Source organism: Staphylococcus marylandisciuri, from assembly GCF_025519785.1.
Taxonomy (GTDB): Bacteria; Bacillota; Bacilli; order Staphylococcales; family Staphylococcaceae; genus Staphylococcus; species Staphylococcus marylandisciuri.
The window spans coordinates 32,826-47,797 of the sequence record NZ_JAOPKZ010000007.1; the positions used below are offsets into that span (position 1 = coordinate 32,826).

The 14,972-nt window shown below is 35.0% G+C and carries 15 protein-coding genes and 1 other annotated feature (1 of these 16 only partly in view); of the genes, 1 reads left to right on the top strand and 14 read right to left on the bottom strand.

The genetic code is table 11. From position 1 onward, the window contains the following. Positions 1 to 239: a binding site (T-box leader), on the bottom strand; it reaches 17 nt to the left of the window's first position. 58 nt (positions 240 to 297) lie between these two features. Beyond that, positions 298 to 861: a DNA-3-methyladenine glycosylase I gene (locus tag N9R04_RS05205; protein ID WP_262855507.1), complete on the top strand. Its 564-nt coding sequence runs from the start codon at positions 298 to 300 to the stop codon at positions 859 to 861. Between the two features lie 201 nt (positions 862 to 1,062). On the opposite strand, the gene N9R04_RS05210 is transcribed toward N9R04_RS05205, so the two are convergent. The 14 genes from N9R04_RS05210 to rpmI form a co-directional block, all read right to left on the bottom strand. Next, positions 1,063 to 2,127, bottom strand: coding sequence for an AbrB family transcriptional regulator (locus tag N9R04_RS05210; RefSeq protein WP_262855508.1), 1,065 nt, complete (start codon positions 2,125 to 2,127; stop codon positions 1,063 to 1,065). Positions 2,128 to 2,478: 351 nt separating this feature from the next. Next, entirely contained in the window at positions 2,479 to 3,768 is a 1,290-nt protein-coding gene (gene hemL, locus N9R04_RS05215; protein WP_262855510.1) for a glutamate-1-semialdehyde 2,1-aminomutase, read from the bottom strand. Between the two features lie 18 nt (positions 3,769 to 3,786). Continuing rightward, a complete protein-coding gene (gene hemB / locus N9R04_RS05220) occupies positions 3,787 to 4,761 on the bottom strand; it encodes a porphobilinogen synthase (protein ID WP_262855511.1) in 975 nt (324 codons plus the stop codon). Then, the gene (locus N9R04_RS05225; protein WP_262855512.1) at positions 4,751 to 5,443 is read right to left on the bottom strand and encodes a uroporphyrinogen-III synthase; all 693 of its coding nucleotides are present in this window, start codon (positions 5,441 to 5,443) and stop codon (positions 4,751 to 4,753) included. The genes hemB and N9R04_RS05225 overlap by 11 nt, the downstream gene beginning before the upstream one ends. A gap of 14 nt (positions 5,444 to 5,457) precedes the next feature. Then, positions 5,458 to 6,384 (bottom strand): hydroxymethylbilane synthase, encoded by a 927-nt coding sequence (gene hemC / locus N9R04_RS05230; protein ID WP_262855513.1) that lies wholly within the window; start codon positions 6,382 to 6,384, stop codon positions 5,458 to 5,460. A 37-nt stretch (positions 6,385 to 6,421) separates the two neighbouring features. Then, complete coding sequence (ccsA, locus tag N9R04_RS05235) at positions 6,422 to 7,246, bottom strand: cytochrome c biogenesis protein CcsA (RefSeq protein ID WP_262855514.1); 825 nt, start codon at positions 7,244 to 7,246, stop codon at positions 6,422 to 6,424. A gap of 21 nt (positions 7,247 to 7,267) precedes the next feature. Beyond that, on the bottom strand, positions 7,268 to 8,611 hold the full coding sequence (gene hemA / locus N9R04_RS05240; RefSeq protein ID WP_262855515.1) for a glutamyl-tRNA reductase: 1,344 nt from the start codon (positions 8,609 to 8,611) through the stop codon (positions 7,268 to 7,270). Between the two features lie 202 nt (positions 8,612 to 8,813). Beyond that, positions 8,814 to 9,401: a ribosome biogenesis GTP-binding protein YihA/YsxC gene (gene yihA / locus N9R04_RS05245; protein ID WP_262855516.1), complete on the bottom strand. Its 588-nt coding sequence runs from the start codon at positions 9,399 to 9,401 to the stop codon at positions 8,814 to 8,816. Positions 9,402 to 9,591: 190 nt separating this feature from the next. Further along, positions 9,592 to 10,854 carry an ATP-dependent Clp protease ATP-binding subunit ClpX gene (gene clpX / locus N9R04_RS05250; protein ID WP_262855517.1) on the bottom strand — a complete coding sequence of 421 codons (1,263 nt, stop codon included), beginning with the start codon at positions 10,852 to 10,854 and terminating at the stop codon, positions 9,592 to 9,594. A 310-nt stretch (positions 10,855 to 11,164) separates the two neighbouring features. Beyond that, a complete protein-coding gene (tig, locus tag N9R04_RS05255) occupies positions 11,165 to 12,475 on the bottom strand; it encodes a trigger factor (protein ID WP_262855519.1) in 1,311 nt (436 codons plus the stop codon). Between the two features lie 110 nt (positions 12,476 to 12,585). Then, complete coding sequence (locus N9R04_RS05260; RefSeq protein ID WP_262855520.1) at positions 12,586 to 13,446, bottom strand: hypothetical protein; 861 nt, start codon at positions 13,444 to 13,446, stop codon at positions 12,586 to 12,588. Positions 13,447 to 13,524: 78 nt separating this feature from the next. After that, complete coding sequence (locus N9R04_RS05265; RefSeq protein ID WP_262855523.1) at positions 13,525 to 14,133, bottom strand: NUDIX domain-containing protein; 609 nt, start codon at positions 14,131 to 14,133, stop codon at positions 13,525 to 13,527. Between the two features lie 226 nt (positions 14,134 to 14,359). Then, the gene (rplT, locus tag N9R04_RS05270) at positions 14,360 to 14,716 is read right to left on the bottom strand and encodes a 50S ribosomal protein L20 (RefSeq protein ID WP_262855524.1); all 357 of its coding nucleotides are present in this window, start codon (positions 14,714 to 14,716) and stop codon (positions 14,360 to 14,362) included. Positions 14,717 to 14,757: 41 nt separating this feature from the next. Next, entirely contained in the window at positions 14,758 to 14,958 is a 201-nt protein-coding gene (gene rpmI / locus N9R04_RS05275; protein ID WP_049411397.1) for a 50S ribosomal protein L35, read from the bottom strand. Between the last annotated feature and the right edge of the window lie 14 nt (positions 14,959 to 14,972).

Here is a 14,972-nt window from a genome sequence, read left to right on the forward strand (position 1 = left end):
CGCGGTACCACCTAAATTTATAGATAGCGATCGGCGTTGCTCATAGCGCTACCTACCACTCTATACTCTCTTAAATGTGATTAACGCTCATACACGCTTTAGTCTAATTAACTTCTATGAGTTGTTCAACTAAAGAATCAAGTGGGCTACCTTCACTAAGTGAGGATATATACTCTCAGCAAACGCATATTCTCTGTAAACCTCAGACACTAGTTACTCTTCCCATTAAATTTATCTTCTTGTCCTTATTATAGTATAATGGAACACGTAATAAGTCAATGAGATGGAGGGAAATTAATGAAGTCATGTGCCTTTAATACTAACGACCCTGTCTACTTAGATTATCATGACAAAGTTTGGGGACGACCTTTATATGATAGCCGTGCTTTGTTTGAGTTATTAGCGCTTGAATCTCAGCATGCTGGATTATCTTGGCTTACTATTTTAAAAAAGAAAGCATCTTATGAGAGAGCTTTTCATAATTTTGATCCACAACGAATTTCTCAAATGACTTCAAATGATATCGACAGATTAATGAATTTCCCTGATATTATTCATCATCGTAAAAAATTAGAAGCGATTGTTTCACAAGCTAAAGGTTATCTCAAAATTGAAGAAAGCTATGAAAGTTTTAGCCGTTTTTTGTGGTCTTACGTTAATTACCAACCTATAGATATGGGTTACAAGAAAGCTTCCGATAGGATAACTATAGACAAGAGAGCCGAGAAACTGTCAGCCGATCTAAAAAGTTACGGCTTTAAGTTTTTAGGCCCTACAACTGTTTTTTCTTTCATGGAAGCTGCTGGCCTATATAATGGTCATTTAGAAGACTGCCCTGTCAAATTTAAATGCCACATTTAATAGTGCTGCTCATTTTTTTTAAGCATTCATGCTATTAGTCATTTTAACACTCGTTTTAGTATGAGGTTCCAACGCCCGAGGACTGGCACAGATTGCAAAGATTTGCTTAAATCATGCAATTTCAAGTTCTCAGCACTTCTAAACTACTATGAGATAAGATCAATTAAATAGCTTACTCATTGTTCATCAATAAAGAGCTTCTTAACTACTTGAACGATATTTTAAATAGTAATTAATTAATGGAGCGATTAAAAAAAGTATAAAAAAGACTCTGAAGATATGGTAACTAGATATCAATGCCACATCAGCCCCAGTTTCCATTGCGACTAGAATAATTTGGCTCATCCCTCCAGGTGCTGCACCTAAGAATAAATCATTGATTGAATGGTTAGTGAAATACGCGATTAAGCTAACCATTATAAAGGAGACGATAATTAACGTAATATTCTGAAAGGCAATAGCAAACGCAATACGTCCCTTAAGTTGATCTAATAATTTAGCTATCTGAATACCTATTCTTATCATGTACATCACTTGAGCAGCTGCTATAAGATAGTTATCAAGAGTGAAGGTAATATTTGTAATTAGATTCCATCCAATAAGTACAAATATAGGTGCAAGCAGTTGCTTAGTTGGAAAGTTAATCTTGCTCATTAAAAAATACACTATTGCTATGGCGAGAGCTAAAATAATAAAATGAGGGATTCCAATTGCATCAGTAAAATCAGGTTGAATAGCTCCCTTACCACTATCACCATGGTTTGAAGTACTTGTGAAATAAGAAATAAATGGTACTAATATCACCACAAAAATAATACGTGATGTTTGAGTTAAACTTACAACCATAATGTTAGCCTTTTTATCTTCTTCAGCCATCAATAGCATTTGGCTTAATGCCCCGGGTATTACACTTAATATCGCAGTCTCTGTATTGACCCTTGCAATTTTTTTAAACAGTAGGGAGACTACGAGCGCTATGACTAGCAACATGATCGAAATAGAAATAACCGTCATCCAGTCGTCTTTAATGTCCCCAATAACTGTCTTAGTAAAAGTAGATCCTATTTGTACGCCTAAGACTATTAAACCAAGTTGACTTATCCAAAATGGCCATTTTAATTCCATTTTGAACCCTTTGACACAAATGATAGCAGCTATGATCGGACCGAACATAAATGGTAGCAACATATGCACCAGTTTAAGAAGTAAACTTATACCCACTGCAAGAACGAGTACAGCAACATTATTCAGTAAATTTTTCTTCATGTTCTCACGCTACTTCCTATTTATATATAAGTTAAAAATGACATAAAAGTGACGTTCACGCAAGATAAATGCAAGAATAAATTATGTTTGCTAACTTATTACATATAAATTGAAGAGGCTGGGACATAATGGTCTTTGACTAGAGAGAAAGAGGCTGGGACATAAATCCCAGCCTCTTCAATATCTCGGCACTAGATGACTGATTTGAAAATGCGCTTGTATCAAGCTTTTTTCAATTCTAGTCATCCTTGCCGGGGCGGGACTACGAAATCTTTTTATTCGAATTAGATTTCTGCACCGCTCCCATATCGCTACGATAAGAAGTTATCTTCCACTTCAAATATTCACATACTATTGAGTAATACGACTTAATGCTGTATCAAACGCCTGAATGGTATTACGTATATCTTCTTCTGTGTGTGCCATAGAAAGGAAAGTCCCTTCAAATTGAGAAGGCGGTAGGAACACCCCTTCTTTAGCCATTTCTCGATACATTTGACTAAATAACTCTAAATCACTTTGATTTGCTTGTTCGAAATTAGTTACTGGACCTTCATTGAGGAAATAACCAATCATTGAACCAGCTCGATTCACAGTAATAGGCACGTTGTGTTTAGCAAAGACTTCTTTCAATCCATCTTCTAAAATATCACCCAATTTATTAAAGTAATCATAGCTTTCAGGTGTAAGCTGACTTAACGTTTCGTAACCACTTGTCATAGCTAATGGATTACCTGACAACGTTCCTGCTTGATAGATATCGCCTACCGGTGCAATGTAATCCATAATTTCTTTCTTTCCACCAAATGCACCAACAGGTAAACCTCCTCCGATCACTTTTCCTAGACAAGTGAGATCAGGTATGACACCAAAGTAACCTTGAGCACAATTATATCCTACCCTAAATCCAGTCATCACTTCATCAAATATAAGCAATGATCCATATTCGTTGGTTATATCTCTCAAGCCTTGCAGGAAACCTTCTTGCGGCGGAACTACCCCCATATTGCCTGCAACAGGCTCAACAATAACTCCTGCTATATCATCACCAAAGTTATCGAATGCAGTCTGTATCGCTTCTAAATCATTATACGGTACTGTAATCGTATTCTTAGCAATACCTTCTGGCACGCCAGGTGAATCAGGTAAGCCTAAAGTTGCTACTCCAGAACCTGCTTTAATAAGAAGAGAATCGCTATGACCGTGATAACATCCTTCAAATTTAATAATCTTATTTCGACCCGTATAACCGCGTGCTAGTCTTAAAGTATCTAACGTCGCTTCTGTACCGGATGATACCATTCGTACTTTTTCTATTGATGGGACTCTATCGATGACTAACTCAGCTAATTTATTTTCTTGAATCGTTGAGGAACCAAAGCTAGTTCCTTTATCAACCGCTTCGTGAAGCTTCTTAATTACTTGAGGATTCTTATGACCTAAGATGAGAGGTCCCCAACTTAATACGTAATCAATATACTCATTACCATCTATATCATAGATATGTGAACCCTCACCGTGATCCATAAAAATAGCGGGGGTATCTACTGAGTTAAAGGCTCTTACTGGACTGTTTACTCCCCCTGGCATAAGAGGTGTAGCTTTTTTCATCGCATTAATAGATTGTTCATAACGAGACATCTGAGAAATCCTCCTTCTTTATTGGTCTAAGTATCTGCAAATATCTTTAGCGAAGTAAGTGATTATTAAATCAGCTCCAGCGCGTTTCATAGAAATCATTTGCTCCATTACCACTGCTTTTTCATCGATCCAGCCATTCTGACCAGCCGCCTTGGTCATGCTGTATTCACCGCTGACATTATACGCCACTACTGGTACGTTCGTATGATTACGTACATCGCGAATGATATCCAAGAAACTAAGAGCTGGCTTAACGATCATCATGTCAGCGCCTTCAGATAAATCACTTTCTAATTCACGCAAAGCTTCTCTTCTGTTAGCTGGATCCATTTGATACGTTTTTCGATCTCCAAATTGAGGTGCCGATTCAGCTGCATCTCTAAAAGGTCCAAAGAAACTTGAAGCATATTTAATACCGTAACTCATGATTGGTACATTGTAGTAGCCAGCTTCATCTAAGCCTTGACGTATTGCGGTAACGAAGCCGTCCATCATATTACTAGGCGCAATAATATCAGCACCTGCTTCGACTTGTGAAATAGCAGTTTTGACTAAGTAAGGAAGGGACTTATCGTTGTCTACATCTTGAGTTTCATGATTGATAACACCACAATGTCCATGATCAGTATATTCACATAAACATGTATCAGCTACGATAATTAAATCTTCGTACATGTTCTTAGCTTTACGAGTAGCTTCTTGTATAATACCGTTTTGATCATACGCTCCTGAGCCTGTAGCATCTTTGTCGTTAGGTACGCCAAAGAACATCATTGCTCTTATGCCTAACTCATACGCTTCTTTAATTTCCTCTTCTAATATATTTAAACTGAGTTGATAAACACCAGGCATTGAAGGTATTTCTTCTTTAACATTATCACGCTCTACAACAAAAATAGGATAGATTAAATCATCTTTACGAACTTGAGTTTCCGTTACTAAATTACGCATTGTCTTAGATGAACGTAAACGTCTATGTCTATCAAATTTCATTTTTAAACCAACTTTCTTTAACTTTAGTGATCAGTGAATCTATAGTTTGTTGTTCAGCTATTTCTCCTGTAAATCCATAATTTCTTAGAGTAGTTAATGTTTGTCTCCCTATTACAAAGATCGGAGGCAATGAAATGCTGTATGGTTTAATCGCTTCACAGAGGATCTTAACAGCCGAAGAACTAGCAAATGTTAACGCACTCACTTTATTTCTCTTCAGGAGTTCCAGAACGTCCTGAACGTGGCTAGTCCAGGCTATCGGCTCATACAAATCAATTTTTCTAACCTTGTAACCTTCATTTAGTAAGCTATCCACTAAATACGGGCGCGCTTTATTACTTGAAGGAATTAAAATTTTAGAGCCTTTACTCGCTTGGAATTCTGAAATAAACCCTTCTTGAGAAAACTGGCTAGGAGAAAAATCTACTTTTAATCCTAAAGATTCACAATAGGCTTTTGTCTTTTCACCTATAGTAGCTACGTGCGTGTAATTCACCTTCTCAAGATATTTATAAAAATATTTAACTGCATTCTTGGAAGAAAAAAGAATCCAGTCATAGTTTAACTTTAACAAATCCATATTGAAAGAAAGAGGCTCAATCTTAATAAGCGGTTTGTGTACGATCGGCAGCTCCCTTGCTTCATACTTACTTGTTTGCGTCATTACTATAACTGAATTCATATTTTGTCACCCTTCTAGAGTTCTTCATTAAGTCTTTCAATGATTTTATGGGCACCTTGCTTCTTAAGAATTTGGCTTACTTTTTCACCTAAAGCAACAGGATCGTTACCAACTTCAGTGTGTTGATAACGTTCTTTCCCATCAGTAGACATAATTAAACCGGTAAATTCAATTTGCTTATTCTCATTCTTAAAAGCATAACCTCCTATTGGCACCTGACAACTACCATTCATCGCTTTTAAGAAAGTGCGTTCAGCAGTGACACATTCAGCCACGTCTTGATTATGTACTTTACTTAGTAACTGAAGTAACTCATCGTCATCCACTCTACATTCAATACCTAAAGCACCTTGACCTATAGCAGGTACAAGTGTTTCCTCATCAAGATAACTTGTGACAATATCGTCTGACCATCCCATGCGTCTAAGTCCTGCTGCAGCTAAAATAATTGCATCATAGTTCTCTTCTTGTAACTTTCTTAAGCGTGTATCGATATTTCCTCGTATCCATTTAATCTCAAGATGAGGGAATTGCGCTAAAATTTGTGCACCTCTTCTTAGCGAACTTGTACCTACTATACTTCCTGAAGGTAAATCTTCTAACGCAATGTGATCATTAGCAATATAAGCGTCAAATGGATTTTCTCTATCAGGTATACAACCAAGCATAAGGCCTTCTGAAATCTCGCTTGGAACGTCTTTTAAAGAATGGATAGCCATATCAATTCCATGATTATAGAGTTCATTTTCAATCTCTTTAACAAATAGGCCTTTCCCACCCACTTTAGATAACTGCTTATCTACAATTTTATCGCCTTTAGTAACAATTTCTTTTATTTCAATTTCAAGTGATGGATCGACTTGTTTGAGTTGATCTATAAATTGTTGGCTCTGAGTGAGTGCTAGTTTACTTCGACGAGAACCAACTATAAGTTTACGCATGACGCGTACCTCCTATTGTAGTATTTTAATAAAATAGTTATCGTTGAAAACTAGGTAAATGTGGAGCAAAAAGCAAATTAATCATACATAATAGAAAAAGGATGATGTTAAAATAAATAAGCACTTGTTTGCTAACGAGGTGTTTAACTCTCATTATTATATACGCACTATAAAGGATGATGATCACAACAGATAAAATAACCTTTGAATCAATTAGAAAATCATGTTTCAAAGAATTTATTCCCCATTGTGCCCCTAATATTGTACTTAAAATAAAAAACAGAAAACCGACTAACGTACTGTAAAAAACTATTTTTTCTAAGGTGGCTACACTACCAATTCGAAAATATTTCTGTGTAAAACGTTTTTCTTTTAAGTTACGATATTGAATTAAATATAGAACACCGTTCACGAAAGCAAAAGCAAAGACTGCATAGCTAATCGTAGCCAAACTCACATGCACAATCAACAGCTCATTAATAAGCGTTAATTTTTGACCTTCACTTTGATTATGTGTAGGTTGAAAAGTATTCATAGTTAATAAAATTAAACCAATAATATTAAATAAAAAGATAGAAAAATTAAGTTGCTTTATAACGCTAATTATAATTGATATAGATATAATAAGCCATGTTAAGGCGAAAAACACATCGAAAATATTATTCAAAGGTACGTGTCTCGTCATATTGATATAGATAGACAAAGAGATTGTTTGTAGTATCCAAACAATCCCTAGTGTTACAAAGCCCAAATTTCTAATTCTATAATTCTTATTTAAAAAATCATAAAAATAACAAGCAATACTAATTAAATAAACAAATAATATCAGTTCGTGAAAACGAATGAACAACGTATCCTGCATATCATCACCATTAGCTTGAGCTTATTCAAAACTTAATATTTGAGCACTTAAATTACGTTGAGAACGCTTAAGTTTATCTTGTTTAGCTGGAATTGGCTCTTCAGCTTCAATATCAAATATATTTTGAAATAGCTCTAGTTTTTCACTACTTTTACGATCATTACCTAGTTCTTTAGCTTGTTTAATAGGATCCTTCAGCATTTGATTTATGATGCTTTTAGTGTGTTTAGAGATAACCTTTCTTTCTCGTTCAGAAAGGTTAGGTAGTTTACGGTCTATACTATCCATAGTCTCAGATTGAATAGTCATCGCTTTTTCACGCAGTGCTCGAATGACAGGTACGACCCCGAGCATATTTACCCATTCGTTGTGAGCGTTAATTTCATTCGGAATTTGCTGTGCAATAGATTCAGCAGCAACCTGACGCTCTCTTAAATTAGCATCAACTAAACCTTGTAAATCATCAACATCATAATTGAATATATCAGATATTGCATTAATACCTGGCTCAATATCTCTTGGAACAGCTATATCAATTAATACTAACGAGTCGTTTTTTCTGTGACTAGCTACTTGTTTCATCATTTCATTAGTAATTACGTAACCATTGGCACTTGTGGAACTAATAACAATATCAGCCTCAGCTAATAAATTAGGTAATGAGTTTAACGTGTCAGCAGAAACATTGTGTTTAGAAGCGAGAGTTTCTGCTTTAGCTAGTGTTCTGTTAACAACAGTAATATTAGACACACCAGCCCCTATTAAGTTAAGAAGTGATAGTTCACTCATTTCCCCTGCACCTACGATGATTGCCTTTTTATTTTCAATATTTCCGAATATTTTCTTACCTAGTTCAACTGCTGCATAAGAAACACTTACAGCATTGTCTGCTATATCAGATTCATTATGCGCTTTCTTTGCAAAAGTAATAGCTTGTTTAAATAGGTGATTAAATATAGTACCTGTAGTATCTTCTTCTTGAGCGATGAAAAATGCTTTGCGCATTTGGCCTAAGATTTGAGTTTCACCCAGTACTATAGAATCTAAACCTGAAGTTACACGCAGTATATGATTTACTGCTTCGTCCCCCACTTTGACTTCAGAGATAGCTTTAATATCATCTACTTCTAGACCAAAATGACGTGCTAAAAATCTTTGAACATAGTAGCGTCCTGTGTGTATTTGGTCAGCCACAACATAAACTTCTGTTCGATTACACGTAGAAAGTATTACATTTTCTAAAATAGATTTAGTTTCAAATAAATCTAGATTTGCTGAACGTATGGCATCTTCTTTGAAGGCAACTTTTTCTCTCAATGCTACATCTGCAGTGCGATGGTTAATACTTATCGCAATTAAATGCATTTATAACGCCCTCCATACATATTACAATAACTTTATTATAACACAATTTAAAAGAGAGTTAAGCGCTTTGTTTGATTTGTTTATAAATATTCTAATCTGTGTCAATAATTTGTCAAAGTGCTAGTGAACCTTTATCCATCGTATACTCTCAATAAAGAAATACTGAGCAAGATTCATCTGATTCCTCTTTAGTTTAGAATAATTATAAATAACTCTCTATAGCTGACCAGATCATCTGTTGTTTATTATTATGAACAGAGGAATAACTCATAATCTTATCCCCCTCTTCTAATTCTAATTCTTTCTTAATATCTGCTAAATGCTTTTGAACTTTACCTTTCTTAATCTTATCTTCTTTAGTAGCAATAATTAAGGTAGGAATTTCATAATACTTTAAATAATCGTACATTAGCAGATCATCTTCAGTAGGTTTGTGGCGAATATCAATCAATTGAACGACGAGTTTAAGCGACTCCCGGGTTGTTAGATAAGCTTCTATCATTTTACCGAACTCTTCACGTTTTTTCTTACTCACTTTTGCGTAGCCGTAACCTGGCACATCGACAAATATAAGTTGCTGGTCAATATTATAAAAATTTAACGTTTGTGTTTTACCTGGTTGAGCTGAAGTCCTAGCGACATTTTTTCTACCTATCATACTATTTATGAACGTAGATTTACCCACATTAGATCTGCCGCTTAAAGCTACTTCACTCAAACCCGTTTCTGGATATTGTTCACTCTTAACTGCACTGATCAACAACTCAATATGATTCGGATTTATTTTCATCTTTTCCCTCACATCTTTCTTTTTAAAAAAGGAGCGGGACACTATCAATTTAAACTCTCAATTGACTCTATGTCCCGCCCCATAGCTATTTACTTAATATTATAAATTGCTCATAAACTTTAGCAAAGAACAATCTAACATCATTAAATATTTAATTAACCATATTAGATTTGTAAGTTCAATTTATAGATTAGGCTGACGTTTGCTCGTTATTAATTAAATTTCCTTCTTTATCATACAATTCTGGCTCAATTTCATCGACGATAGTTTTTTCTGTGATTACTACTTTAACTACGCCATCTGTAGAAGGAACATCGTACATAATATCGATTAAAGCTTCCTCGATAATCGAACGTAAACCGCGTGCACCAGTTTTGCGGTCAATTGCCTTATTACTAATCGCCGCTAACGCTTCATCAGTAAATTCTAAATCTACACCATCTAATTCGAGCATCTTAGTATATTGTTTAACTAAAGCATTTTTAGGTTGAGTTAATATATTTTTAAGCGCTTCTACATCTAAGGACTCTAAATTTGCTACGATAGGTACACGGCCAATAAACTCTGGTATCAGACCGTATGATTGTAGATCTTCAGGTCTTATTTGTTCAAGTAGAGCATCTTCATCATACTTAGAGGCTTCACTGCTAGCAAAACCAATTACTTTCTCACCTAGACGTCGTTTGATGACATCCTCTATACCATCAAAGGCTCCTCCAAGAATAAATAAGATATTAGAAGTATCAATTTGAATCAGTTCTTGGTTAGGATGTTTACGTCCGCCTTGAGGTGGGACACTAGCACTTGTGCCTTCTAAAATTTTGAGTAATGCTTGTTGTACCCCTTCACCTGACACATCACGCGTAATGGATGTGTTTTCAGATTTTCTGGCAATCTTATCAATTTCATCCACATAGATAATACCTTTTTCTGCTTTATCAACATCAAAGTCAGCTGCTTGGATTAAACGAAGGAGAATATTTTCAACGTCATCGCCTACATAACCTGCTTCAGTTAAACTTGTTGCATCCGCGATAGCAAACGGCACATTTAGTGTTTTAGCTAAAGTTTGAGCTAGCAATGTTTTACCGCTACCTGTAGGACCGATGAGTGCAACATTACTTTTCTGTAATTCAACATCGTCTTCATCCGGACCGAGTTGTTGAATGCGCTTGTAGTGATTATAAACAGCAACAGCAAGGGATTTTTTTGCTTTCTCTTGACCAATTACATAGTCGTTTAATTGGTCCATAATTTCTTTAGGAGTAGGCAACTCTGTTAAACCTTCTGGCGTTGACTGAGCGAGCTCTTCTTCAACAATTTCAGAACACAGCTCGATACATTCATTACATATATATACACCACTACCAGCGACTAATTTTTTAACTTGATCTTGATCTTTCCCACAGAAAGAACATTTTAAGTTTTCTTCATCTTCATTAAATTTAAACATGTCATTTACACCCCTATTCCCTAAAGACTATGCTAGCATGATTTTAATATGCTGGAGGACAAAACCACAAGAGAAATGCCCATATTTACATCTTCCAGTAACATAGAACGGGCTAACGAATAGAAGCCCCAGCTTCCATTAAACTTGTGCAAACATTTGTAGATTGCTTTTATGCTGGGGCTATGGATTTATTAAAATATAATATTATATTACGTATATTTTGTAATACTATTCATATAAAATAAATAATCGTACTTTTCATATACATGCTTTCTAGCATAGCTTTACTAAGTTTTAATCAAATACTAATTTACTTTTCACTATCAGTGTTTGATTGCTCTACAACTTTAGCTTCCTGTACTAACATATCAATGACTTTTTGGATACGTACGTCATTTTTAACTATATCTGTATTTCCTAAAGTATTTTTAATGTCTTCAACGGAAATATTAAACTGTTCACTCATTTTTTCAAGTTCTTTATCGATATCTTCGTCTGACACTTCAACATCTTCTTGATCTGCTATAGCAGTTAAAGTTAGATTTGTACGAACTCGAGCCTCAGCATCGTCTTTCATTTGCTCTCTTAATTGAGATTCATCTTGACCTGAGATTTGGAAATAAGTTTCAAGGCTAAGACCTTGTTGTTGCATACGTTGACCAAACTCTTGGAGCATGCGATCTAATTCAGTATTTATCATCGCTTCCGGAATATCGATCTTAGCATTGTCTGAAGCTTTTTGAATTACTTCTTCTTTTTGTGCGTTCTCAGCTTCAGTTTCTTTTTGTTCAGCGAGCTTCTTACGTAAGTTCTCTTTATATTGATCAGCAGTTTCAGCATCAGAATCTAATTCATTTGCTATTTCATCATCTAATTCAGGTACTTCTTTATATTTAATTTCATTTAATTTAGTTTTAAATGTAGCTTCTTTTCCTGATAGCTCTTCTGCATGATATTCTTCTGGGAAAGTAACGTTGACATCTTTTTCTTCACCTGTTTTCATTCCAATCAACTGATCTTCAAATCCTGGAATGAATGAACCTGAGCCTACTTCAAGATCGTAACTGTCTGCTTGGCCGCCTTCAAATTGTTCACCATCAACATAACCATCAAAGTCGATATTTACTGTGTCACCTTCTTCAACAGCACCTTCTTCTTTAACAACCATTTCAGACAATTGGTTAAGTTGTTGGTTAATTGCTTCTTGAACTTCATCCTCAGTTAGTTCAGAATCTTGTTTTTCAATTTCTAAACCTTTGTAGTCACCTAATTCTACCTCAGGTTCTACAGTTACTGTTGCATCAAATTTAAAGTCTTCGCCTTTTTCAATTTGTTGCACATCAATTTCAGGTTGGTCCACTGGTTTGATGCCTGTTTCTTCAATTGCTTCCCCATAAGCCTCAGGTAAAACAATGTCAGCTGCATCTTGGTATAGAGCTTCTACGCCAAAACGTTGTTCAAAGATTTGGCGTGGTACTTTCCCCTTACGGAATCCAGGCACGTTTATTTGTTTAACTACTTTTTTAAATGCTTTATCTAAAGCATTATCAAATTTTTCTGCGGGTACTGTTACAGATAGTACGCCTTGATTACCTTCCTTTTTTTCCCAAGTTGCTGTCATGTATAAAAACCTCCATGATTATCCTATTTTAATATTCAACTCCATCATTATAGCATAGGTGATTTAACTTAACAAACGAGTCGTACATAAGTTAGATACTTGCCTTCTATTTAGTCGTGTGAATCTAAAGCCACTATAAGTTGAATTAGCTCGTCCTTGTCATCTAGTTCCTCAAAACCTAACATAGACATAAAGTAGTTTTCGTAAGCCTTAGTCCATTCCTCTAGACTACCTAATTCTAAAATATTAAGAGGATAAAGTAATATCGAGTGATTGGTAAGTAATTTATATGCCTCATTTAAGAGTTGTGTCGCGTGATTTTCAATAGTTCTTAATACTTTCGGTATGAGTTCTTCCTTGAAAGAGGTATGTTCCAATCCCGGTAAATTACTAGGCGTTACTTTAATATGATAGCCATACTGGTTAAATTGAACTTGATCATTATAGTTACCTAATCTTAAATATTCTAACATGATACTATATAAGTTTGCCGGCAATTGATACGTTTCAATTAAACCTGCTACCGTGCTTAAATAGCTATATTGGTTATAATCTATCAATGTTAAAATCGTTTGTATTTGTTCTCTAAGTGATAGCTCATTAAATATTTGAAGTTTACTTTGAGCTTGTCGATTATATTGATTGATTTGATCGAGTGCATACTCTTTTATCGGATAAAGTTCCATTCTTGTTTTATGGTTTTGAACTTCATCAATAATTTGATTCACAACTTCAACAACTTCAAAATATTGACCGAGCCCACTCAATGCTTTTGCATAATAAATCATCATCGCATCGTAGTCACCAATACCTTGCTTTAATATAACTATCGTTTCTTCTCTTAATTCCAAATAATAACCTAAAGCAAATAGCATCTCACATTTCGTCATAGCTAATGAGGTATCAAGTTCAAAAGAACGCTCGTATTCCTCAAATAGTTTATATGCTTTGTCATATTGTGTCTGTTTCATACTTTCCTTAATGTCATGAACTAATTTTTTTCGTGCTCGTGGAAATGGAATAATGTCAGACAACTCTCCTCACCTCAATTAAAGTGCTTCTAGTATGAGACTGCTCCAAGTTTCAAATTGACTTAAATCTTTAATTTCCTCTCTATTAACCCAATCTATAGATAACGTATCTGTTTCCTGAACTTCAACATCAGCCCGATCTACTTTAATACTAAATACTACACCCAAATGAACCTGTCCTACTTCGTTTGTGTCATCATTAATAAAGCCTAAATATTCTAGATTTTGAGTTTTTTGAAAGTCTAAGCCGACCTCTTCTTCTAACTCTCTTTGCGCATTAGTACGTAATACTTCATTAATATCTTCTGCGCCAACTACTTCATTCATATGGCCGCCAACTCCGATTGAACCTTGACCATGTAAGCGGGATTCGCCACCACCTGAAAGTCGTTTATATACGAGCAACTGACCTTCATAATTTTCTAATAAACAGTATGACACGAGTTGTTTATACTTGGGATCATCTTCCATATCTCCACGCCGTTTTATTTCATATGATTTTAAGGCGTCCATAATCTCTGAACCCTGAATTGTATCTTTACTTAAAAATCCATCAAATTGATTCTCTTCATTTTTGAATACAATCTTGCGAGGGACTACATTGATCATCTCATCATATTTAGACATATTAATCTCCTTTATGTATTATTCCTGAATTTATTTTATCAAAGTTACAATACTTATCAATTCTTAACCAATAATGACATAGCGTTAATGTATACCGACCTCATCTTTAAATCTTAACTAAATCTCTTACTTTAACCACAAATATTAGCTTGAGTCCTTTATTAGCTGTAAAAAAAATCCTTCCAAATGGTCAGTACACCATCTTTGGAAGGAATAGTTATCTCAATTATTTTAAAGCTTCTTTCGCTTTAGATACTAATTCGCCGAAAGCCGCCTCGTCAGAGATTGCGATTTCTGAAAGCATCTTACGGTTGATATCAATTTCAGCTTTCTTCAAACCATTCATTAAACGAGAATAGCTGATATCGTGTTGACGTGCTGCCGCATTAATACGTGTAATCCATAATTTGCGGAAGTTACGCTTTCTTTGACGGCGGTCACGGAAAGCATATTGACCTGATTTCATTACTTGTTGTTTAGCTGTTTTATATAAAGTGCGTTTTGCACCGAAGTAACCTTTAGCTAATTTAATCGTTTTTTTACGACGTCTTCTAGTTACTGTTCCACCTTTAACTCGTGGCATAATAAATTCCTCCTTCTAATATCTTTAAGTCTGCTTAGTTATTATTTCTTGTAGGCTAATAATTGTTTTACTCGTTTCATGTCTGATTTGTGTACGAGTTTAGCTTTACGCAATTTACGTTTTTGTTTAGTGTTCTTATTAGCAAATAAGTGAGAAGTGAAAGCTCTTGAACGTTTTAATTTACCTGAACCAGTTCTCTTAACACGTTTAGCTGCTCCACGGTGTGTTTTCATTTTTGGCATGATAAATTCCTCCT

What these genes read in the sequence shown, in the direction of transcription:
- N9R04_RS05205 (WP_262855507.1), top strand. Translation starts at nt 298, where the DNA reads ATGAAGTCATGTGCCTTTAATACTAACGACCCTGTCTACTTAGATTAT.
- N9R04_RS05210 (WP_262855508.1), bottom strand. Translation starts at nt 2,127, where the DNA reads ATGAAGAAAAATTTACTGAATAATGTTGCTGTACTCGTTCTTGCAGTG.
- hemL (WP_262855510.1), bottom strand. Translation starts at nt 3,768, where the DNA reads ATGTCTCGTTATGAACAATCTATTAATGCGATGAAAAAAGCTACACCT.
- hemB (WP_262855511.1), bottom strand. Translation starts at nt 4,761, where the DNA reads ATGAAATTTGATAGACATAGACGTTTACGTTCATCTAAGACAATGCGT.
- N9R04_RS05225 (WP_262855512.1), bottom strand. Translation starts at nt 5,443, where the DNA reads ATGAATTCAGTTATAGTAATGACGCAAACAAGTAAGTATGAAGCAAGG.
- hemC (WP_262855513.1), bottom strand. Translation starts at nt 6,384, where the DNA reads ATGCGTAAACTTATAGTTGGTTCTCGTCGAAGTAAACTAGCACTCACT.
- ccsA (WP_262855514.1), bottom strand. Translation starts at nt 7,246, where the DNA reads ATGCAGGATACGTTGTTCATTCGTTTTCACGAACTGATATTATTTGTT.
- hemA (WP_262855515.1), bottom strand. Translation starts at nt 8,611, where the DNA reads ATGCATTTAATTGCGATAAGTATTAACCATCGCACTGCAGATGTAGCA.
- yihA (WP_262855516.1), bottom strand. Translation starts at nt 9,401, where the DNA reads ATGAAAATAAATCCGAATCATATTGAGTTGTTGATCAGTGCAGTTAAG.
- clpX (WP_262855517.1), bottom strand. Translation starts at nt 10,854, where the DNA reads ATGTTTAAATTTAATGAAGATGAAGAAAACTTAAAATGTTCTTTCTGT.
- tig (WP_262855519.1), bottom strand. Translation starts at nt 12,475, where the DNA reads ATGACAGCAACTTGGGAAAAAAAGGAAGGTAATCAAGGCGTACTATCT.
- N9R04_RS05260 (WP_262855520.1), bottom strand. Translation starts at nt 13,446, where the DNA reads ATGAAACAGACACAATATGACAAAGCATATAAACTATTTGAGGAATAC.
- N9R04_RS05265 (WP_262855523.1), bottom strand. Translation starts at nt 14,133, where the DNA reads ATGTCTAAATATGATGAGATGATCAATGTAGTCCCTCGCAAGATTGTA.
- rplT (WP_262855524.1), bottom strand. Translation starts at nt 14,716, where the DNA reads ATGCCACGAGTTAAAGGTGGAACAGTAACTAGAAGACGTCGTAAAAAA.
- rpmI (WP_049411397.1), bottom strand. Translation starts at nt 14,958, where the DNA reads ATGCCAAAAATGAAAACACACCGTGGAGCAGCTAAACGTGTTAAGAGA.